Here is a 21548-nt window from a genome sequence, read left to right as displayed (position 1 = left end):
AGTGACCACTCAGGTCACTTTTTTTGTATATAACTGAGGTCATTAGCTATGCGTGCAATTACCGGTGCGAATGACGGTTGGCTTTGCTGTGTACTGCTTTGTCGTGAGTATTTCAACTAGATTTATTAGCGTGTTAAAGGTGCTTTTTAGAGCGACTCGGTTATTTAGCCAATTGGGTATACTTCCGCCTGATAACGCATAAACCTGATAGTCAATATGCAAGTTATTCGCTTGCTGAGTCAGTAACCACGTCGCATCTAATGTGCTTATTCTTACTACCCCTTTAGTTTGAGGTAAAAAATCAGGACGGGCATGAATACTAAGTTGAGTTTGCAACGCGCTGCGTTTTGTATAGCACGAATACGTGACTAAATCTCTATTTGCAACGGGCCAAGGGGAGTCAATAAAGCTGTAAACAAGGTTTTCTGAGGGGCTTAAATATTTCAGTAATTTTACTTTAGCAATATTTTCTATCCAGCGGGGAGCAGCATCGGTATCACTGAGTAAGGCGATTAAATCTTCTGCTGTGGTATTCTTAACCACCGTTTCAGCTTTCATTTTCAAGGTATCATCGCTCAAACGCTGAAAATAAACACTCACCCCTTGTTTGCTTTCGTAAAGCTGCCAAGAGGGCTGTGAATACACATTTGTAACAAAACACAAAAGCGATAGAATAATGCACTTTTGCAACAAGTTAAGCGTGCAAAAGTGCTTAGCCATCAAAGCCAATACGGTTCTGTATCAAATGAAGCGTGTCGACTTTGCTCCATGGCACTGACTAAAAAGTCAGACTTTTGTTCCAACCATAGTTGTATTTTTGCTAGTTGAGCATCTTCTTGCCCGCCACACAGCTGTTTTAAATAATCAAGCGTGCTTAGCTCATACATGCCATGAGAAATATCGAGCCAAGGAAGCCTAAATTCTAATCGTTCATCTTTATTAAACAGTGCACCTAAACAGTTACCACTGAGTAAGCTATTTTCTAACTGAGTACGAAAATTTAAATAATCATTGCCCGCTAAACTTTGCTCTTTAGGCAATAAGCGGTGTAAATTTTTCCAATCTTTATCAAATAAACGATGAGCAATATCAATAACGGGCTGCTCAGCGTTTTGTAGCTCTGCTTGGCTCCAGTCTTTACGCCACTGCTTATTTATCAGCCATGTTGTTAAGCTCAGCAATAAACGGTTGTAGCGCGCACTATGAAAAAGCGCAAAAATATCATCAATACTCGGTTGTAACTCTTTTAAATCGTTAATAACTTGAGCTAAGGCGAGCGCACTGTTTATTTTTTTATAAAAAGCATGGCGCTTAGAAGTGTAAGTTTTTAACTGAATGGCATTTTCAACCCATGCTAATTCACTCAATAACCACTTTAGCTCCGTTCTGAGGTGCTCGGTGCTGTCTTTACTGACAATATCATCAAATAACCAAAAGTTATGACGAATTAAACTAATACCGTCGGTCACACGTTTTAATGTTTTTAAACTTGGCTTATCAAAATAGCATTGCTCATGTTTTTGCACAAAGCGAATACCAAAGCCCATGGCTTCAATAAGTGCTTGCTCTTGAGTGGCTTGCTTAGTAAGTTTAACAAAACCGATAGATTTACTCGGTTGTAACGGTGTGTTATCCGCTAGGCGGTAGCCTCTTGCTGCTTTTGAATAAAGCCCCAAGCGCACACTGTTTTGGCTTATTAATTTATCTGCTAAAGCAAATAGCTCGTCTCGGCTACCTTCGACGAGCTCTATTTCAAGCTCGCTAATAATCTCCACTTTACCCGAGGCGGCCACTTCACCTTTATCTAATACCACTTCAATTTTGGCACCATTTTGCGTTTCAATTAACCACGTACGGCGGATAAAATTAGTACTAAATATAGGGTAGAGGTTTTGTGATATAACATCAATTTGCATGCCGTGTGGCCAAATTGATGAATCAAACGCCATTAAATTAGGTCGATTTGTTTCTATAGGAAGGTTATATTCTGGACGTTGATGTAATCCCCCCACCACGTCTCCTGCAAGCTTAATTGTTTGCTCACAGCGCTCGTCTGTACAACGCGTTCTAAAACCAATATCGAGTGCTCTCAGCTCTCTGCTTGGCGTATCAAAATAAGCATTTTGCAAACTTTTAGAAGGCTTGTTTGTGACTGTTTTTGCAAATTGAGTAATTAACGAGGGGATCAGTGGAATGACGTCATCTGATACCAAAAACTTCAGTTCTATCTCAGTATCCATTAGGCTTGCGGATTACCCTTAAAATTAATAAGTGCTCAAAATAAACAAAGCAGACCTATATTGCAAATTTTTTAGTCATAAACACGCAAGCAAAATGCTTTGGTTACAATATCTATCTTGCTATTAAACTATTAAATCCATACTATCTATATACTTATGCGAAATAAAAATCACGTTCACAACGGACACTGCTAGATTAACAAGGTAGATAAATGCTAAAACACTGTTTACTATGGCTGCTTTTAACAGCCGCCCCGTTTATGAGCCAAGCAGAGGAAGCTCAATCAACGCCGCCTACTAATGCTAAAACAGCTTATATAATCGATAACTTGTATACTTTTATGCGTTCAGGCGCCAGTAAAGACTATCGCTTACTCGGTTCTATTGATGCAGGCACGCAACTGACTTTATTATCTGATGAACAAAACGGTTTTATAAAAGTTAAAGATGATAAAGACCGTGAAGGCTGGGTAGAGGCTAAATTCATCAGCGAATCAGCTGGTTTAAAGCAGCAGTATCAAGCGCTTAACAGCGAAATTAGCGCTATGCAAAATAAATTACGCCAAGCGCAAGTAGAATTACCTGAACTACAAGAACAAAACTCACAGCTAACCGAACAAAATGCTCAGCTGTTAGCACAAATAAGTCAATTACAAGACTCGCTTGCTCAAGAACAACAATTAAAGCAAGCAACCAGTGCTAAAGAAAAGCGTCAGCTACTCACTTATGGCGGTGCTATTGCATTTTTAGGTTTGTTCTTAGGAATTATTTTAACCATCGTGTTATCGCGCAGAAAACGCTATGAAGGTTGGGCGTAAGCGCCACCTATATTGCAGGCATAAAAAAAGCATCTTTCGATGCTTTTTTTATGCCTGCAATTTTTTATACCTGCAATAATGTACTCAAAGGTTACATATCTAAACGCAGTCCAGGATCCTGTTTGATTTTTTCTATTACCATGTAAGTGTGGTGTGTACCCACCCCTGGAATATCAACCAAATCACCTAATACTTCTCTGTATTCGTCCATATTAGAGACGCGAATTTTTAATAAATAGTCGTAACCACCCGCCACCATATCACATTCAACAACCTGCTTAATTTTAAGAATGTGTTCACGAAACACTTTAAATACCGCTGTATTTGAGGTGACTAACGATACCTGCACATGCGCCACTAGGCTTTGATTGAGCTTTTCCTCGCTTAACTTTGCAAAATATCCCTCTATGTAGCCTTCTTGCTCCAGACGTTTAACTCTATCTAAACAAGGACTAGGACTTAAATTCACTTGTTTTGCGAGGTTAACATTTGAAATTCTACCATTGCGCTGCAAAACGTCTAAAATTGATATATCGATACGATCAAGCAGGCGTAATCTATTCGGATTAGTCATATCAGTATTTTATATGGATAAGTTAATAATATGCCCTGTAAATTATCGTAAAACGGCAAAATTAACCAGCATATTCTGCTGGATTTTAATTAGAATGCACGCTTTACACCAACAACATTTAGCGGTAATTAACAATTACCCTAAGTCTTAACACTCCTGAGGGTTGCTTATGTTATTCAATGGCGATTTAACAACGACTTGTCCGATCAGACAAAAGATCCGTGACTTCTACCGTATAGATGAAAATGCGGTTATTGATCACATTTTACCACTTGCAGAAGTCGGTGTTAAAGCACGAAGCCGTGCATGGGAAAGAGCTCGCCAAATAGTTTTAAACATTCGTAAAGACCAAGACGGTCAAAGCGGTGTTGATGCGCTATTAAATGAATTTTCACTATCGAGTGAAGAAGGTGTGGTATTAATGTGTTTAGCCGAAGCGCTGCTTCGTGTTCCTGATAAAGCAACTCAAGAAACATTAATACGTGATAAATTAGCAAACGGCGATTGGAGCTCTCACTTAGGTAGTAGTGACTCTTTATTCGTTAATGCCTCGTCTTGGGGATTATTAGTAACCGGTAAAATGGTTAACTATAACGATAAGACTAAAGAGCAACAGTTTGGCATACTCAAAAAAACCATTGGTCGTTTAGGCGAGCCAGTTATACGTAAGTCTGTTAACTTTGCTATGAAGATAATGGGCAAACAGTTCGTAATGGGTCGTACCATTAACGAAGCGATTGAGCGTGCTACTGAAAAAGAGCAAAAAGGCTATGTATATTCTTACGATATGCTAGGCGAAGGTGCTCGCACAATGAAAGACGCCAAGCGTTACTTTGATAGCTACATGAATGCGATTCATGCTATCGGTAAAGCCGCAAATGGCCGTGGTCCAATAAAAAGCCCAGGTATTTCTGTAAAGTTATCGGCTATTCACCCTCGATATGAGTTCACTCATAGAGAGCGTGTAATGGAAGAAATCGTTCCAAAACTAAAAGAACTAGCCCTTGCCGCTAAAAAATACGATATCGGCTTTACTGTTGATGCTGAAGAAGCTGACCGTTTAGATATTTCTCTTGATGTTATTGAGGCAGTATTTAGCGATGACGATTTAGGCGATTGGCAAGGTTTTGGTTTAGCGGTTCAGGCTTATCAAAAACGCGCTATTTTTGTTATTGAATGGCTAACCGACCTAGCAACCCGTGTGGGTCGCAAAATGATGGTGCGTTTAGTAAAAGGCGCATACTGGGATACAGAAATCAAAACCACACAACAAGATGGTTTAGATTATTTCCCGGTGTTTACCCGTAAAGCAACCACGGATGTATCATATAAAGCGTGTGCGATTAAAATGCTTGAAGCACGTGATGTACTTTACCCGCAATTTGCAACACACAACGCCTACACCGCAGCGACTATTTTAGAAGTGGCCAAAGGTGATAACCAAGGTTTTGAATTCCAACGTCTTCACGGTATGGGTGAATCTTTATTTGACCAAATCGTTGATGAAGAAAAAATTCAGTGCCGCGTATACGCACCGGTCGGCCAACACGAAGACCTACTTGCTTACCTTGTGCGTCGTTTACTAGAAAACGGCGCTAACTCGTCATTTGTAAATGCCATTGTAGATACCACACAACCGGTTGAAGCATTATTGCCAGATCCTGTTGAAACACTGCAAGGTTTACGTAATAAATACAACACACAGATAAAAATGCCAATTGATTTATACGGTGAAGAACGTGCCAATTCAAAAGGTATGGACTTAACTGATATTAACGTGATCACCCCGTTTAAAGAAAATTTAGACACTTGGTTTGAAGAGCACTTAATTGATGAAAGTCAAGTACCAGAGGGCGCGCTGGCAGTTAAAAACCCTGCAAACCATAAAGAAATTATTGGCCATATAAAATTACAAAATAGCGATGAAATGAAAGTGTTGCTAGCCAACGCTGAAACCGCATTTGAATCATGGTCACAAACACCGGTAAGAGAGCGCGCCAATTTGTTGCGTCGCGTTGCTGATATTTTAGAGCGCCATCACGATGAGCTTGTTGCTATCTGTATTAAAGAAGCAGGTAAAGTAGCACAAGATGGTATTGATGAAGTACGTGAAGCCGTTGATTTTTGTCGTTACTACGCAGCCCGTGCTGAAGAGCTTGCGCAAGATGAGCGCTTTGAAGCCCGTGGTGTTATTTTATGTATTAGCCCATGGAACTTCCCGCTCGCTATTTTCTTGGGTCAAGTTGCAGCGGCCATTGTTACTGGTAACACGGTTATTGCAAAACCAGCAGAGCAAACCAGCTTAATCGCACTTCGTGCCATTGAATTAATGCTATCAGTTGGTTTACCTGAGCACGTTGTACAACCTGTCATTGCTCGCGGTAGCGAAGTAGGTAAAACCATTGTTCCTGATGAGCGTATTCAAGCTGTTATGTTTACAGGTTCAACTGAAACGGGCACGCTTATCTCGCAAACATTAGCAGCACGTAACGATATTCAGGTGCCTTTAATTGCAGAGACTGGCGGCCAAAACTGTATGATTGTTGACTCAACAGCGCTTCCTGAGCAAGTTGTTGATGATGTTATCAGTTCTGGTTTCCAAAGTGCAGGTCAACGTTGTTCAGCATTACGCGTACTCTTTATTCAAGAAGACGTAGCTGATGGCATTATCGATATGCTTAAAGGCGCACTTGCTGAGTTGCATATTGGCGACCCATCATTACTCTCTACAGACGTAGGCCCAGTAATAGATGAAAAAGCGCTTAAAACACTCAACGACCATGTTGAATACCTAAAGGGTAATGCAACACTTCACTATGAGTGTAAAATTCCTGATAACAGCGAAAATGGCGCATTTTTCTTTGCACCACGTTTATACGAAATTAAAGACTTATCGGTATTGAAACGTGAAGTATTTGGCCCGTGTGTGCATGTTATCCGCTTTAAATCGAGTGAGCTTGATAGTGTTGTCGACCAAATCAACAACACGGGTTACGGCTTAACAATGGGTATTCATTCTCGAATTGAAGAACGTTGTGAACATTTATCGAAAATGTCGCGTGCAGGTAACGTATACATCAACCGTAATATGATTGGTGCCATTGTTGGCGTGCAACCGTTTGGTGGCCGTGGACTCTCTGGTACTGGCCCTAAAGCCGGTGGGCCAAACTACCTACAACGCCTAGTAAAAGAAAAAGCATCACCAGATAACGTACAAATGACTAACCTAACGCCAGATGAGCTTGATTTACACCACTACAGTGGCGCAAATGAGCAAGTAGAAAAGCTGATGGTTAACTCTATGCGCGATGAAAAAATCTGGCGTGCAACGCCACTGAATGATCGTGTTTCTGCGGTACGTCAGTTATTAGCGAAAGTAGCGACGGTTGAAATTATTGACGACCTCGCGGACGATTTAGCGTTAACACTTGCCGATGCTCGCGCTCAGTTAAACCGCTTAGAAAAGCACATGCGTAAATATACAACATTGCCAGGACCAACAGGTGAGTCGAATACACTTCACCTTGAAGCTCGGGGTTGTGTGGTTTGTTACGCAGATAAAAGCACCTCATTTAACTTTTGGGCACTGTCTATTATTACCGCACTAGCGGCTGGTAATACGGTAATTACTGTTGCATCTGAAATATTTTACGACGAAGCGGTTGCCTTTAGAGATAAGTTTATTGCAACCGGCGTTGCTGAAGGTGTTTTCCAAGTAGCTAAACCAAACCAGTTACAAGCTATATTGGCACACCCTCACCTAGCGGGTGCGGTAGTTGCTGCACGTTCTTCTCGCTTAGGCTACTTCAGCCAACAGCTTGCACAACGTAAAGGCGCAATACTGCCAGTGATCAGCTCAGAGTATTACGACACGCTAATTAAGCGCTTAATTACTGAAAAAACAATCAGTATCGATACAACGGCATCAGGCGGTAACACCTCGTTGATGACGCTTGTTGAAGATGATGAATAGAAAATAGTCATCATTTAATTAAAAAGGCATCAATTTGATGCCTTTTTTTATTTCTAAATGTGAATTTATTTGTTACTTTCTCTAATCATATTTGTTAATTAGAGTTCACTTTGAAAACCATTCCTACTACACAGCTAAAACCTGGTATGTTTGTACAAAAAGTTGTTAAGCAAACTGGCAATATTAGAATAAAAAACCAAGGCTGGGTTAAAACTCAAAGTGGAATTGATAAATTAATAAAATCTGGCATTTTAGAGGTTGAAATCGATCCTGATAAAATGCTCACCTCTGAAGAATCTGAAACACAACCAACGCCTGCTACTAAGCACGAAATCAAAAAGCGCGATCCATGGTTAATAACCCACAGCGCTGAGCAAGAAATGAGTAAAGCTAAAAAGCTTTATGATGAAGCAAAAAACTTACAAACCAAAGCATTTGGCGATATAGAATCTGGCCGCACTGTTGATGTTGCTCCTTTTAGGGAGCTGGCTAGCGGGTTTATTGACTCCGTATTTAGAAATCAAGATGCGCTGGCGTGCATTACGCAAATGCGCCAAAAAGATGCCTATTTATTAGAGCACTCGATAAATGTGTCTATTTTAATGAGTATTTTTGCAAAACATCTCAATATTGAAAAACCAATCATTGAAGAACTTGCAACAGGTGCCCTATTGCATGATATGGGAAAAATAAAAATACCTGACGCGATTCTCAACAAACCAGGTCGCTACAGTGACGAAGAATTTAAAGTGATGCAAAATCATGCGCGCTTTAGCAAAGAAATACTAGAAGACGCAGGATTAACGGGGATTGCTGTTGATATCGCAGGTATGCACCATGAGCGCTTAGATGGTAAAGGCTACCCCTTTGGTAAAAAGGGCGATGAAATAAGCCAATATGTTCGTATGGCCTCTATTGTTGATGTATATGATGCATTAACCGCTGAACGCGTTTATAAAGCGGGTATGGAGCCAATTAAGGCGTTTAAAATATTAAAACAAGGTTGCCCTGATAGCTTTGATGGCGTGCTACTTAATAAGTTTATTCAATGCATTGGTATTCACCCAGTGGGCACGCTGGTAAAACTTTCCAGCCAAAAAGTGGGGCTGGTGACCCAAAGTAATCCTGCAACACCATTAAAACCAGTCGTAAAAACGTTTTTTAATGCCAAACATGGGCGTTACACTGAAGTTCAAGATATTGACTTATCAAGCAAAAGAACACAAGACACGCTTGAATCAGCAGTGAAACCCAAAGAATATAATATAGATTTAGAGGGTTTTTATAAGCACTCTATCTTTAGTTAATTGGCCACTACTGTGGCCAATCTTGCAGAGCTTTTAAGCTAAACTCATAGCCATCAAAATCAAGTACGCTCTGATCCGGTGCTATTTCTAGCACCCTCAATGCACCAATAGACTCCCCTTCATATAGCTCTCTGCCATTGAGTTTTATCCAGCGCTTATCTGCTGTCGACGAATAAATATGTGCCTGATATTTAATGCTTGGCAACATACTTTGTAGGCCATCCGGCAGTAGCTCAACGGGTTGTACCCGTGATGAATGACGAGAGCCTTGAGTTACTTCGTAGTCGGCTGTTGTTTCTGTGTCATTAACGGCTTGCGCAAACGCATTTTTAAGCGTGTCGGGAACCGTATCTAGTTCAGCGGTTGATTCTGGCTGAGCAGGCACATTTTGATTAAGTGGTTTACCTAACACTTTGTATTTACTCAACTCATCGGCACTGAGTGTTCTTTTCGTTGGCTGAGTTGGTACACCTTGCGGTTGGCTGCTCGGTGATTGAAAACTAGATGAAACGTTATTCTGCACCGAGAAATTTTGCGTTTGCCCTTGAGACGCTTGATTAACACTCATAGGTAAATATTGTCCTTGTGGCGTAAGCAACATTTGCTGCACACCCGTTGGGGTTTGTACATAAACCAATTGCCCTGCCAGTGGCACAGAATTGTTAGGCGCAGTTGTAACAAGGGGCGCTTGAGGGTTTGTTACTGCTTGAACAACCGTTTTTTGTACTTCCTCTGGGCTTGTTGGTTTTTCTACCACTGCTGAGTCTTTTTGACTAAGGTCATTTTGGACAACCTTATTTTTTACGGCTACATTTTCTTGTTGCAGCCACTTCCCGACAAAAAAGCCACTGGTCAATATACCCGTTGCCAATAAACTTCCTGCGAGTAAAAAACTAATTCGACGATAGGTCATCAACTGGTGTTGTTGTTTTAATTGTTGCGCTTGCAAGTCATATTGCTCTGCGCTCATGGTATCGTGCTTTGACTGCTTTAACGCATCTAATAAATAAGACATGAATCACCTAACTAAAGAATAAATGACAGGCCAATTCCTGCACCAAAAAGCATTAACGCAGCAGCGCTATAGGGCCAAATCGAACCTGTTTTACTCACCTTATTATTTGTGGCAATAAAGTCGATAGGTAAAGATTCACTCGCTGCTTGCTTAACAATATCACTGCCAACAATTTCTTGTTGTTTGGAAAATGCCCCTACTAATGCGCGTTCACACACCAAATTCATTAATCGTGGCACACCGCCAGTTAGCTGATGCACCATTTGCATCGCTTCCATTGAAAATATTTTCTTGTCACAACCTGCAATATGTAGCCGATGTTGAATATAAGCAATGGTTTGCCCTGGTGTTAGCGCTAACAAGTGATACCTGGCTGTAATACGCTGTGCCAGCTGTCTTAACTCATTACGTTTTAAAAGTACCTGTAACTCAGGCTGCCCAACTAATACTATTTGTAATAACTTTTTATGATCCGTTTCAATATTGGTTAATAAGCGAAGTTGTTCAAGCACATCGGGGGCAAGTAGCTGTGCTTCATCAATAATTAAAATAGTATGCCCCCCCGCTTTATTATTAAACTCAAGGTGCTTTTTAATCACATCCGTTAGACTCTTCAGCGTGGCATTTTTGGCGTCGTAAGTTATTTTTAATTCATCGCAAATACTGGCTAACAGTTCAAGTTCTGATAACGCAGGATTATGGATCATGGCTACTTGGGTATTTTCAGGCAGTCGCTCTAACATACTACGTGTTATGGTGGTTTTACCCGTCCCCACTTCACCAGTTAACAGCACAAAGCCACCGTCTTCACCTAGTCCATAGGTAAGGTGCGCTAATGCTTCTTTGTGGCGTTCACTTAAAAATAAGTAGTGGGGATTAGGCGAAATTGAGAATGGCTTTTCTTGTAAACCAAAATAGCTTAAATACACCTTTATAGTCCTTGGTCGTTAATTCACGGCCTATAATGGCAAAAAAATAGCCTGGGTGACAACTACAACCAGGCTTTATTATTAAAATAGTGTAAATAAAAAGGCTAACCGTAAATAAAAGAGCATTTTTAGATTCGCTAATATATTAATTAACTACTTCTCATAGCGTACTAGGCGTAAATATACGTTACTTGTTTTAGCATGTAAGCTATTTAAACCACTGGAAAATTGATAAACCCATGCCGAATTTATATTGCTAATACCCGAGGTATTAGACCAATAATTTTGCGACTGCGTTGCTAAAAATATACCCGCATTAATACTTGGATCGGTACAACGGTGATCTACTATACTAGCTAACTCTTTAATACTCGGCACTTGCCAGTCGTTATAATTTGCCGTGGTGTCATTAAGTGCGCCTTTAAGTGAAGCTTGCCAATTTAATGGTTGAGTATCACCATCGCAGCTAGTTGTTTCGCTATTATAAACTTGACCATAGTTACAGCGCTGCCACATTAGCCCTGTTTTAGTATCTGACACAGTGCCATCAATATTAATCACAAATCGGTCGGTATCATCGCTAGTCGCGACTTCCTGATAACACTGCTGCGCTGCAAGTGACTGACTTAATCCTAAGGCTAATAACATAGAGACTTTAATTAATTTCATAATAATCACCTTAACGATTTCTAACTAAGCGCACATAAGCGGCATTATCTTTTGGATAGGCTAAGTCGTTGCCATCCATCATATCGATAATGTAAGCCTGAGATAAACTGGCACCATCAACCGCGGTCTGTGAGGTCCAATAGCGTAAATGCCCTTCGGTGTTAGTCGATGGTGTATTAGGAAAAAATGCAGTATCTATCAATACGTTTTGCCCTTGTTTACCGTAATCAATTAAACCTAAAAGTTCAGTATAAGTGGGTAAACGCCAGTTACTACCACCACAAAAATCAAGCGCATTAACCTCATCTATATAGGTTTGTAATCCACAATCAGTATCGCTCGGGCATGTGGTATTATCACTACCCGCTACATCGCCACTATTGACAGTCCCTTGCCAAATATAACGGTTTTGTCCATCACGCAACGAAGTATTTGGTAACACACCGGAATAAGGGCTTTTCACTTCCCAAACAAGGCCGGTAGTATTATCACGAATACAGCTAAAGTTTTGCGCATCATCGAGAAGCTCATCGGCAAACTCATTAAGTTTGGTGTAATCAAAAGCCAGATTCCCTTTACCCACTTTACCTAAACGATTGGCAAAACTATCGCGCCCAAGATCAGCATCTTGAGCTGGAAATTCATCATTATTACAATTAATTCGCTGAGTATTGTTATAACACTCTCCTACCCCTGTATCATTTATTAACCCAAGCGCTTTGGGTGTTACATCAATAAATACGGTATCTGTGTCGGTGCGCCCTTTTAAGTCCATAACTTGTACTTCAAAGCTAAGCGTTGCATTTAAATCAATATCAGAGGCAAAAAAGCTGGCAGTACATGACTGTGATTCAATCAGGGTTTCTGCATTACCGGTAAGTTGTTGCCACATACATTGATAAGATTGAGTTGCCGCTTCGCTTGCAGTGGCATCTAAAATAACCTTATCAAACTCTTCTACTGTTTGATCAGCGCCTGCATTGGCAATAATTACCTGAGCTGTTTTATTAAGGGTCATATCAAATTGTGATGCAGATACTCCGCCTTCATCATCCGTTACGGTGAGCTGCCATTTTAAGTTGGTGTTATTTTCTAATAATGGATGAGAAAAACTAAGCGTTGGATTGGTATAGCTATCAATTGTTAAATCCGGCCCTGACAATAATTGCCACAAATAACTGCTAATTTCGCCATTTTCATCTGGGTCTGTGGAAGTTAAACCACTAAGTGTTACAGTATCCTTATAAACCGAGGGCAAGTTTGCAGGAGCAACTTGAGTAACAACAGCAAGAGGAAGCTGATTATTAGAGGCAATGAAAACACTCAAGTCGTCATTCACTAAACTGCCATCTGAGGTTTGATAGCTAACTCTTAATACCAGTTCACTGTCAGACTTTACATCTGGTGCAGTAATTGTTTGCTCAGCCCCTTCAAGCGGAAAAGCATCTACAATAGGGCCGCTCACACGCTGCCAAGTAAATGTACCGTCCGCAGGAGAGCCTTTAGCTGAGATGGTAAACTCTGATTTTTCTACAACTTGAAGATCGTTACCTGCAAATACTGATGTTTTTATATCACTGTTATCAGCACCGCCTCCCCCTCCGCATGCAGCCAAAAGCAAGCATGACATAAGTGGTATTAACGAAATTGCTCTCATACTCAGCACCTTTTTGTCTTAAAATTATCTAATAAAACTATTAAGCAAAAAAAATGCCAATATAAATTATAAATAGCTATCTTGATGAATACGAACAAATAATTTAGTGCCAACTTTACTGTAATCTACTTTATATTCGCGGCCATCTAAGGATTGAATAAACAACAATTGTTTTTCTTCGCTAAATACATCAGCACTAGTAATATAAACAACGTCGAGGTAACGCTCTTTTGCATCTCGGCGGTTTTTTGGCAGTTCTTCTTTAAATGGCTCAAGACCATTACCTGTTACTTTAATTTTAGGGTGAGTCTCACCATTAACAATCACTAAATCTAGTTTTCTGTCTTTATGTATTATGGTGTTTCGACCACTTTTAATGAAAGATCTGTCTTGGCTCATAGTTATTCCTAATCCCGCAGTGAGTGCTTATATTATTATTCACACTGCGACTTTATAAACTGAGAGGGATCGCGCTTCCATTTATTTAAATTTGCGCTAAATTCCCAAATATCACTTTCTATTACACTCGCTGGTAACAGTAAGTCATACCCTGTTAAAAGCTGAAGATGTTTAGCCCTATTAGCAAACATCGCTATGAGCCCATTATAGTCAATTCCTTTTTTTGACCTATATTTATTATCTTCAACTAACCATTCTGATGGGCAATGCCCATTTTTGCAATTTTTTTGAACAACTTGCATAAAGAAATGTCGCTGCTCTATCAACAATTTACCCGCAATTCTTGGAGCTAAAGCAGACAAGAATGAATCTATATCATTTAACTTAATACCAATCGCATTAAGCTCAAGGTAATCAATGCCATTATCAACCTTAGGTATACCACAATGGTGCAAATTCTCTGGGTGTATATGCCATTGTCCATACTTATGCTGATATATTAATTGCTGCTCAGTTAAAATAATACTATAAAAAGGTTCTTGTGTTTTAAAAAAGCCAATTAAAATTGCAGCAATACATAAACTTACTAAAAAAATTTCGATAATACTTATTTCGCCTGGGCGTAATAAATTAAACAGCATGATAATAATCAAGCCAATGCTGCCGACCACTAATATTTCAATTCCATTTTTAGCGCCTTGCGCTCGGTATTTTAGTATTTGTTTATTTATATTAGCCATACTGAAAAAACGCCATATAAAATATAAACATAATAATAGCCCACAATACTAACTTTCTCAGCGTTAAACAGCGTTTGCATGATGTTTTAAAGCTCATCAATTAACTCCCATTATTACTGTTAAATATGCGCAATGACTAAGTATCAGTTATTTTTACGCTTAACGCACAAATTAATGAGATACATAACCGCCTTTTTTTGTCCTGATTTCGTACAATACTTATAATCTATTTTCAGGTATGAAAACAATGCACTCTAAACAATCAGGTAAAGCCTTATTTCCATTTATTATTTCGTTACTAATAATTTTTAGCGTTTATTTGTATTTTCCCGCATCACAGGGCGAGCAAGCCAATTACTCGGCAATGACAACGCAAGTTTCTGCCCACACGGTCAGATCGCAAGAAAACGCAATTATGATTGAAGCCATTGGCAGTGCTCGCGCTAATCAGGCTATCTACATTAAAAGCGCCCAAAACGATTATGTCACTAGCATTTACTTTGAAGATGGCGACTTGGTCAGCAAAGGACAAAAATTAGTACAACTGCAAAACCAACAAGAACAATTTGCAGTAAAAGAACTTAGCATTAATTTACAAGAAGAAAAACGTCAATTAGCCAGACTGACCGAGCTTTCTCGCTCGCAAGCGACGGCCAAGTCATTGCTTGAAGAACAACTCGCTCGCGTTGATGCCAGCGAAGCACAACTTGAAAGTGCTAAAACCAAACTCAATGAAATGGCCATCACCGCGCCTTTTTCTGGGTTACTGGGGAAACGCGAAATATCGGTGGGTGCGTATATTAATAATAGTACTGTGATCACAACCCTCGATGACATTAGTATTATAAAAGTTGATTTTAAAGTGCCTGAAAAGTATTTAGCTCAATTGAAAAACGGAATGATTGTTCGCACTCAAAACGATGCTTACCCTGATCAAACCTTCAGCGGTAAAGTAACCCATATAAGCTCACGAATCGACTCAATCACTCGCAGTGTAGAAGTAACAGCAAGTTTTGCTAATAAATCAGGTTTACTTCGCCCAGGTATGTTGCTTAATACCGCTTTAGAACTGAGCAGTAACCAAGCGCTGATGGTGCCTGAAAAGGCCATTATTCCTCTGCAAGATAAGCATTACGTTTTTCAAATTGAAGATGGCATAGCAAACCGTAAAGAAGTACATGTTGCAAGTAGAAATAATGGCTGGGTTGCGATAGACAAAGGGTTAAGTAATGGCGAGCAAATTGTTACCGAGGGAATAATTAAAATTCGCTCAGGTAGTAAAGTAAGCGTTAAGGGGTAACACGTGAAAATTACCGATACTAGCGTCAAACGCCCCGTTTTTGCGATTGTTATTAACTTACTGTTACTCACTTTTGGCTTAGTTGCTTTTAGCATGTTGCCTTTGCGTGAGTATCCAGATATTGAAACACCGATTGTAAATATTAGTACTGAATATACCGGTGCATCTGCCGAAATTATTGAAACAAAAATAACGCAAGTTATTGAAAACCGTATTTCGGGCATTGAAGGTATTAAAAGTATTAACTCATCGAGTCGTAATGGCCGCTCAAACATTACCATTGAGTTTAATATTAGCCGCGACATAGATGATGCCTCCAACGATGTGCGTGAACGTGTTGCGCGTGCACTTGATAGCCTACCCGAACAAGTGCGTCCTCCTGAAGTATCAAAATCAAATAGTGACGAAAGCCCTATCGCGTGGTTTGTACTTAACAGCGAAACCATGGATTCATTGCAACTTTCTGATTATGCACAGCGTTTTATTGTAGACCGATTAGCCGTTGTTGATGGCGTATCGAATGTGCGCATTGGGGGGGAGCGAAAGTATGCCATGAAAGTATGGCTTAACCGCCAAGCGATGGCCGCCCGTGGCATTACCTCTAGTGATATTGAGCAAACACTGCGTAGTGAAAATGTAGAACTTCCGGCCGGTGAAATCGAATCAGTTGATCGTGATTTTACCGTTCGCACTGCACGCAGCTATAAAAACCAACGTGATTTTCAAAACCTAGTTATTAAACGAGGTGAAGATGGTTATTTAGTGCGTCTAGGCGAAGTGGCTGACGTAAAACTAGAAGCCGCCGATGATGAAAGTTTATTCCGAGGTAATGGCCGTAATATGATTGGTATGGGTATTGTAAAACAAGCCAAAGCCAATACCCTAACTGTGGTTGATAACGCCCGCAGTGAACTGGAAAAAATAAAACGTAATTTACCTGAAGGCACCACCATAGAAGACAGTTATGATTCTTCGGTATTTATTAAAGAGTCAATTAATGAGGTTTATAAAACTTTAGCAATTTCTATGGGGTTAGTCGTGCTTATTATCTTTATATTTTTAGGTAACATTCGCGCCACTCTTATTCCCGCGGTCACCGTACCGGTCGCCCTAGTCAGTAGTTTTATGTTTTTATTAGCAATGGGTTATTCAATTAACTTATTAACTCTACTAGCACTGGTGTTAGCAATAGGCTTAGTGGTCGATGATGCCATTGTAATGCTAGAGAATATTCACCGCCGCATAGAACTTGGGGAGCCGCCTTTATTGGCAGCTTATCGCGGCGCACGTGAGGTGGGCTTTGCAATTATAGCCACCACCTTAGTGCTTATATCCGTGTTTGTACCATTAGTGTTTATGGAAGGACGAATTGGCGCACTATTTACAGAGTTTGCTATGGCAGTAAGTGCTGCCGTGTTTTTCTCTAGTATCACTGCGTTGACACTCTCTCCGGCGCTGTGTTCAAAAGTGTTAAAGGCCTCTGAAAAAGAAAGTAAGTTTAGCCAAGTTATGGACCGTTTTTTTACTAAATTAGAAAATGGATACCGTAACGCTTTAGCGTCAAACATGACCCGTAAATGGGGCTTAATGCTGAGCTTAGTTTTGGCTGGGTTTGTTAGTTATTCATTATTTTTACAAATACCCTCAGAGCTCACGCCAAAAGAAGATCGTGGCACCTTCTTTGTGCTTATGAATGGCCCTGAAGGGGCAAGTTATGAAAATAATGCCGCTAATATGGCAAAAATTGAAGAGCGCTTGATGCCTTATTCTGAATCTGGCGAACTAAGTCGAGTGCTTGTTCGAGTCCCAGGTTGGGGTGGCAGTGGCGGCGTGGCTATTGTTGGCATGGCTGACTGGGATAAGCGCAAACGCTCAACATGGGAAGTCATGGATGAAATAAGCGGCAAAATGCAAGAGGTCACCGACGTTCGTGCATTTGCTATTATGCGCCGTGGTATTGGCGGAGGTGGTTCATCTCGCCCTATTGAATTTGTTTTGCAAGGTAATGATTATGCTCAACTTGCCGATTGGCGAGATAGAATTATTAAACGCGCTGAGAAAAACCCTGGATTAGTGCGTATTGATCATGATTATAAAGAAACCTTCCCTCAGTTTTTAGTCAGTATTGATAAAAATAAAGCCGCTGATTTAGGCGTATCAGTCTCTGATGTGGGTCGTACACTTGAAACCATGCTTGGCCAACGCCGTGTAACCACCTTTATTGACCGCGGTGAAGAATACGATGTAATTTTAAAGGGCACAAAACAAGACTTTGCCAACCCGACTGATATTTCAAATATTTACCTAAAATCACGTAGCGGAGAACTTGTTCCTCTTGATAGCCTTATTAGCTTAAAAGAAGAAGCCACCGCCTCGCGTTTAAACCGTTATAACCGAATGCGTGCAATTACTTTAAGTGCCAACCTCGCTGATGGTTACACGCTAGAACAAGCACTAAACTTTTTAAACAAGGTTGCCACAGAGGAAAACGACATTGATGGTGCCATTGACTATAAAGGTGAGTCGCAATTGTTTTATGAAGGTGCATCAGCCATGACCTATGTGTTTGTGCTGGCATTAACCGTGACCTTTTTAGTACTGGCAGCTCAGTTTGAAAGTTTTATGCATCCATTTGTTATTATGTTAACTGTGCCACTTGGTTTAATGGGTGCCATGTTTGGGCTGTGGAGTATGGGGTTAACGCTTAATATATACAGCCAAATAGGTATTGTTATGCTCATAGGGTTAAGTGCTAAAAACGGTATACTGATTGTTGAATTTACCAACCAGTTACGTGATAAAGGCGTAGAATTTAGTGAGGCTATTTTACAAGCGGCTACACAGCGTTTGCGCCCTATTATTATGACTTCCCTAACAACGGTTATGAGTGCCGTACCTTTGGTGTTGGCTTCCGGTCCAGGCTCGGAAAGTAGAATGGTAATTGGTGTGGTGGTATTTACCGGCGTAACGGTTGCAACCATACTAACTCTGTTTGTGGTGCCAGCCGCTTATTACGCACTAGCGCGAAACACACAATCACCTGAGTTTTTACAACAAAAACTTGATAAGCAAGCCGCTGAAAAACCGCTTAAAGAGATCTAAGTCACTCAGAGCGTCGTAACTAGCTGTTACGGCGCTTTATTCAGTGCACATATCCCTAACAATTGAGGAAGTACTTATGAGTTCGACCACACAAGTAGCAACACTCGGCGGCGGCTGTTTTTGGTGTATTGATGCAGCATTTAGGCGTGTAAAAGGTGTACTCAGTGTTTGCTCTGGTTATACTGGTGGACATACTGATAACCCAACATACAAAACTATTTGCACTGGCAACAGTGGCCATGCAGAGGTAATTAAGGTTGAATTTGATGCCAGTGTTATCAGCTTTGAAACCTTACTCGCGATGTTTTTTACCCTACACGATGCCACACAACTAAATCGCCAAGGTAACGATATAGGCACTCAATACCGCAGCGTTGTGTATTATCATAATGAGCAACAACAAGTACAAACACAGGCAGTTATTGCAGAGCTGCAAAGTCATGTTAGCGAACCTATAGTGACTGAGGTGAGCCCAGCAACCACTTTTTACCCCGCAGAGCACTACCATCAGGACTATTACAATGAAAATCCTGAGCAGGGCTATTGCAGTATTTTAATTGCACCCAAATTACATAAGTTTGAAACCGAATTTAGCGAGTTTTTATCGAAATAAAGTGCTTTTAATAAATAGCCCAGCAATAAGCTGGGCTATTTATTCCTTGGCAACTAGGATAAGTGACTAAAACTGATAATTTGCCCCTACAAAGAAAGTTCTTCCTGCGCTGTTATAACCTAATAGCTTACCACTGGCAGCAAAGCCCGTCGCAGCAGTAAAATATTCTTTATCAGTAATATTCTCTATTCGAGCAGCTAACGACAAATTATCTAGCAACTGGTAATTGGCTGCTATATTAAATACCGTATAAGCAGCGAGCTCCGAGTCATAATACGCAATCGAAGGACGCGATGAGCGATATTGCATATCCAAGCTGGCATCAAAATCACCCCATGTTTTAGCGAGTTGATAATTAAACGATTCAGAAGGTCTACGTGGTAAATCGGTATTCGTTTTTTCATCTGTAGCGTCTAAAAAGCTAAAATTAACCGAGTGTTCAAAGCCTAGCGCTGAAAACTCTGCCGACAGCTCAAATCCCTGCATAGATACTTTATCTATGTTAGTGGCAATATATTTACCTGAGTCTGCATCATAATTATTACTAATCAAATTATTGATACGGTTATCGAAAATAGCAATATCATAACGGCCCCATTGGGTTTCTAAAGTTATACCAAGCTCATTATTTAAGGCTTCTTCAGGTTTAATATTATTGTTTGGTAAATAGTACGGGCTGTTAGTCACAAACGCATTAATTAACGAAGGAGCTCTAAATGCAGTACCGTGATTTAAACGTAGTGTTACATAGTTATTTGCTTTGTAACCAAGTCCTGTACTGTAAGTGTTTGCACGGCCATGGAAGTCATAATCATCGGTTCTAACAACCGCATTTGCTAACCATTTGTTATGGCTATAAAATGCGCCTATAAACAACGCCTTATTATCGCGTTTTTCTTCTGATGACGTTGCTGACGAGTTTGATAAATCCTCAGATAAATAATTAAAGCCACCCGATATATCAAGTTCTTCAGTAAGGGTATAAAGCCCTCGATATTCAAACTCAACACGCTCTGTGCTATACACTTGCTGCACATCGGTACCTGTTTGGGTATTTTCTTCTTGCGAAACGCTCACCGAAGTACTTTGGCTATATACATCAGAGGCTTTGTTCCAGCCTAGCTTAGCGGTGTAATTTTCAAAGTCGTAGGCATCGTTACCCCATGCATTATCATATTGTGCTTCACCTTCACTGTACTGAGATTGCAGGCTCAATTGGCCTAGCTCAGCAAGTTCATAAGCTAAATTAAAGCCAATGTTTTTATTTTTGTAGCCATCATCATCATGATCTTTTGTGTACTCAGCCGCCGGATCTTTGCCAGTTACATCAAAACCATCCGTCTCTTCGAAGCCTAAATTATAATTAAAGCTAAGCGCCTCTTTTACAACCCCACCAGCAAGCTGATAATTACTGTAGCTATGGCTGCCTAAAGTAGCCGAAAGCGAGTTATTTGAGGCTTTACGGGTGATAATATTAATTACTCCGGCTACCGCATCAGAGCCATAAATAGCAGCTCTTGCCCCTTTAATAAGCTCAACACGCTCGATACTGTTAACTGGAATATTCGTCAGCGATACACTGCCTGAACTTGCATCGCTCACTCTTACGCCATCAACCAATACTAAGGTATATTTAGCGCTGGCCCCGCGAACAAATATATCTGCCTTTTGACCTAATCCACCATTACGAACAATATCTATCCCAGCTATGGTATTTAATATTGCAGGTAAGTCTCGGTAATTAGCTTTTTCAATATCAGCGCGGTCGATAACTGCAACACTTGCTAATACATCATTTATAGGTTGTTCAAATTTATTCGCAGTAACGGTTATTTTTTCAATGGTTTGTTCTGCAGCAGATACAGAAATAGAGAGTGCAGCCGAAATGGCCACACCCAATGCAGTTTTATTTAACATCATGTCCCCTATCTTTGCCCACCGCAAAGATGTTAGTAAGTAAGATTAAATCAAGGCCGGTCTCCGGACTCAGTTACCATAATTTAATACAGCATAACTTTACCGTTGCGGGGGCAGTGTTGGGATTGACTTCATCAATGAAAACGCACCAACTTCCCGATTATCCTACTAAAAAAATCACACCATTGAAGTGTTTAGCAAGCACCTTGAAAATAGGCTGCTATTGTTATCTGTTTACTAAAAAAAGTCAACGGACGTCTAAACATCTAAAAACCCAAAGATTCAAGGTTCTGGA

Annotated in this window: 16 protein-coding genes and 1 riboswitch; of the genes, 6 read left to right on the top strand and 10 right to left on the bottom strand. The window is 40.3% G+C overall.

Features of this window, described 5'->3' with window-relative positions:
• Positions 1–42 precede the first annotated feature (42 nt).
• Both QL984_RS01655 and QL984_RS01650 read right to left on the bottom strand, forming a co-directional pair.
• Positions 43–720, bottom strand: coding sequence for an START domain-containing protein (locus QL984_RS01655; protein WP_290171936.1), 678 nt, complete (start codon positions 718–720; stop codon positions 43–45).
• Entirely contained in the window at positions 720–2240 is a 1521-nt protein-coding gene (locus QL984_RS01650) for a CYTH and CHAD domain-containing protein (RefSeq protein ID WP_290171935.1), read from the bottom strand. The genes QL984_RS01655 and QL984_RS01650 overlap by 1 nt, the downstream gene beginning before the upstream one ends.
• Before the next feature lie 212 nt (positions 2241–2452).
• On the opposite strand from QL984_RS01650, the gene QL984_RS01645 reads away from it, so the two are divergent.
• A complete protein-coding gene (locus tag QL984_RS01645) occupies positions 2453–3058 on the top strand; it encodes a TIGR04211 family SH3 domain-containing protein (RefSeq protein ID WP_013464329.1) in 606 nt (201 codons plus the stop codon).
• A gap of 91 nt (positions 3059–3149) precedes the next feature.
• On the opposite strand, the gene QL984_RS01640 is transcribed toward QL984_RS01645, so the two are convergent.
• Complete coding sequence (locus tag QL984_RS01640) at positions 3150–3632, bottom strand: winged helix-turn-helix transcriptional regulator (protein WP_016899359.1); 483 nt, start codon at positions 3630–3632, stop codon at positions 3150–3152.
• Positions 3633–3801: 169 nt separating this feature from the next.
• Here QL984_RS01640 and putA point away from each other — a divergent pair, with 169 nt between their 5' ends.
• Both putA and QL984_RS01630 read left to right on the top strand, forming a co-directional pair.
• Positions 3802–7605, top strand: coding sequence for a bifunctional proline dehydrogenase/L-glutamate gamma-semialdehyde dehydrogenase PutA (gene putA, locus QL984_RS01635; protein WP_290171933.1), 3804 nt, complete (start codon positions 3802–3804; stop codon positions 7603–7605).
• Between the two features lie 110 nt (positions 7606–7715).
• The gene (locus QL984_RS01630) at positions 7716–8912 is read left to right on the top strand and encodes an HD-GYP domain-containing protein (RefSeq protein ID WP_033104047.1); all 1197 of its coding nucleotides are present in this window, start codon (positions 7716–7718) and stop codon (positions 8910–8912) included.
• A 7-nt stretch (positions 8913–8919) separates the two neighbouring features.
• Here the strand turns inward: QL984_RS01630 and QL984_RS01625 are convergent, their stop codons facing one another.
• The 6 genes from QL984_RS01625 to QL984_RS01600 form a co-directional block, all read right to left on the bottom strand.
• Positions 8920–9927 carry a general secretion pathway protein GspB gene (locus tag QL984_RS01625; protein ID WP_290171932.1) on the bottom strand — a complete coding sequence of 336 codons (1008 nt, stop codon included), beginning with the start codon at positions 9925–9927 and terminating at the stop codon, positions 8920–8922.
• Between the two features lie 11 nt (positions 9928–9938).
• Entirely contained in the window at positions 9939–10856 is a 918-nt protein-coding gene (locus tag QL984_RS01620) for an AAA family ATPase (protein WP_290171931.1), read from the bottom strand.
• A gap of 153 nt (positions 10857–11009) precedes the next feature.
• Positions 11010–11525, bottom strand: coding sequence for a DUF1566 domain-containing protein (locus tag QL984_RS01615; RefSeq protein ID WP_013464322.1), 516 nt, complete (start codon positions 11523–11525; stop codon positions 11010–11012).
• Positions 11526–11535: 10 nt separating this feature from the next.
• Positions 11536–13182, bottom strand: a complete 1647-nt coding sequence (locus tag QL984_RS01610; RefSeq protein ID WP_290171930.1) for a DUF1566 domain-containing protein — start codon at positions 13180–13182, stop codon at positions 11536–11538.
• A gap of 66 nt (positions 13183–13248) precedes the next feature.
• Positions 13249–13581 (bottom strand): hypothetical protein, encoded by a 333-nt coding sequence (locus QL984_RS01605; RefSeq protein ID WP_013464320.1) that lies wholly within the window; start codon positions 13579–13581, stop codon positions 13249–13251.
• A 35-nt stretch (positions 13582–13616) separates the two neighbouring features.
• Positions 13617–14321: a DUF2982 domain-containing protein gene (locus QL984_RS01600; RefSeq protein WP_028835496.1), complete on the bottom strand. Its 705-nt coding sequence runs from the start codon at positions 14319–14321 to the stop codon at positions 13617–13619.
• Positions 14322–14568: 247 nt separating this feature from the next.
• Between QL984_RS01600 and QL984_RS01595 the strand changes: the two genes are divergently transcribed.
• The 3 genes from QL984_RS01595 (at position 14569) to msrA (ending at position 19336) form a co-directional block, all read left to right on the top strand.
• Positions 14569–15621: an efflux RND transporter periplasmic adaptor subunit gene (locus tag QL984_RS01595; RefSeq protein WP_138686400.1), complete on the top strand. Its 1053-nt coding sequence runs from the start codon at positions 14569–14571 to the stop codon at positions 15619–15621.
• Between the two features lie 3 nt (positions 15622–15624).
• Positions 15625–18723, top strand: a complete 3099-nt coding sequence (locus tag QL984_RS01590) for an efflux RND transporter permease subunit (RefSeq protein WP_013464318.1) — start codon at positions 15625–15627, stop codon at positions 18721–18723.
• 76 nt (positions 18724–18799) lie between these two features.
• Positions 18800–19336 (top strand): peptide-methionine (S)-S-oxide reductase MsrA, encoded by a 537-nt coding sequence (gene msrA, locus QL984_RS01585; protein WP_033104041.1) that lies wholly within the window; start codon positions 18800–18802, stop codon positions 19334–19336.
• Positions 19337–19402: 66 nt separating this feature from the next.
• Here msrA and QL984_RS01580 read toward each other — a convergent pair whose 3' ends face one another.
• Positions 19403–21253 (bottom strand): TonB-dependent receptor, encoded by a 1851-nt coding sequence (locus QL984_RS01580; RefSeq protein ID WP_273002734.1) that lies wholly within the window; start codon positions 21251–21253, stop codon positions 19403–19405.
• A gap of 36 nt (positions 21254–21289) precedes the next feature.
• Positions 21290–21455, bottom strand: a riboswitch (cobalamin riboswitch).
• Between the last annotated feature and the right edge of the window lie 93 nt (positions 21456–21548).

The organism is Pseudoalteromonas sp. APC 3495, from assembly GCF_030407645.1.
In the GTDB taxonomy this organism is placed as follows: domain Bacteria; phylum Pseudomonadota; class Gammaproteobacteria; order Enterobacterales; family Alteromonadaceae; genus Pseudoalteromonas; species Pseudoalteromonas tetraodonis.
Note: the sequence above shows the minus strand (reverse complement) of the source record. Positions and strands in the feature narration are given on the sequence as shown.

What these genes read in the sequence shown, in the direction of transcription:
- QL984_RS01655 (WP_290171936.1), bottom strand. Translation starts at nt 720, where the DNA reads ATGGCTAAGCACTTTTGCACGCTTAACTTGTTGCAAAAGTGCATTATT.
- QL984_RS01650 (WP_290171935.1), bottom strand. Translation starts at nt 2,240, where the DNA reads ATGGATACTGAGATAGAACTGAAGTTTTTGGTATCAGATGACGTCATT.
- QL984_RS01645 (WP_013464329.1), top strand. Translation starts at nt 2,453, where the DNA reads ATGCTAAAACACTGTTTACTATGGCTGCTTTTAACAGCCGCCCCGTTT.
- QL984_RS01640 (WP_016899359.1), bottom strand. Translation starts at nt 3,632, where the DNA reads ATGACTAATCCGAATAGATTACGCCTGCTTGATCGTATCGATATATCA.
- putA (WP_290171933.1), top strand. Translation starts at nt 3,802, where the DNA reads ATGTTATTCAATGGCGATTTAACAACGACTTGTCCGATCAGACAAAAG.
- QL984_RS01625 (WP_290171932.1), bottom strand. Translation starts at nt 9,927, where the DNA reads ATGTCTTATTTATTAGATGCGTTAAAGCAGTCAAAGCACGATACCATG.
- QL984_RS01615 (WP_013464322.1), bottom strand. Translation starts at nt 11,525, where the DNA reads ATGAAATTAATTAAAGTCTCTATGTTATTAGCCTTAGGATTAAGTCAG.
- QL984_RS01610 (WP_290171930.1), bottom strand. Translation starts at nt 13,182, where the DNA reads ATGAGAGCAATTTCGTTAATACCACTTATGTCATGCTTGCTTTTGGCT.
- QL984_RS01605 (WP_013464320.1), bottom strand. Translation starts at nt 13,581, where the DNA reads ATGAGCCAAGACAGATCTTTCATTAAAAGTGGTCGAAACACCATAATA.
- QL984_RS01600 (WP_028835496.1), bottom strand. Translation starts at nt 14,321, where the DNA reads ATGGCTAATATAAATAAACAAATACTAAAATACCGAGCGCAAGGCGCT.
- QL984_RS01595 (WP_138686400.1), top strand. Translation starts at nt 14,569, where the DNA reads ATGCACTCTAAACAATCAGGTAAAGCCTTATTTCCATTTATTATTTCG.
- msrA (WP_033104041.1), top strand. Translation starts at nt 18,800, where the DNA reads ATGAGTTCGACCACACAAGTAGCAACACTCGGCGGCGGCTGTTTTTGG.
- QL984_RS01580 (WP_273002734.1), bottom strand. Translation starts at nt 21,253, where the DNA reads ATGTTAAATAAAACTGCATTGGGTGTGGCCATTTCGGCTGCACTCTCT.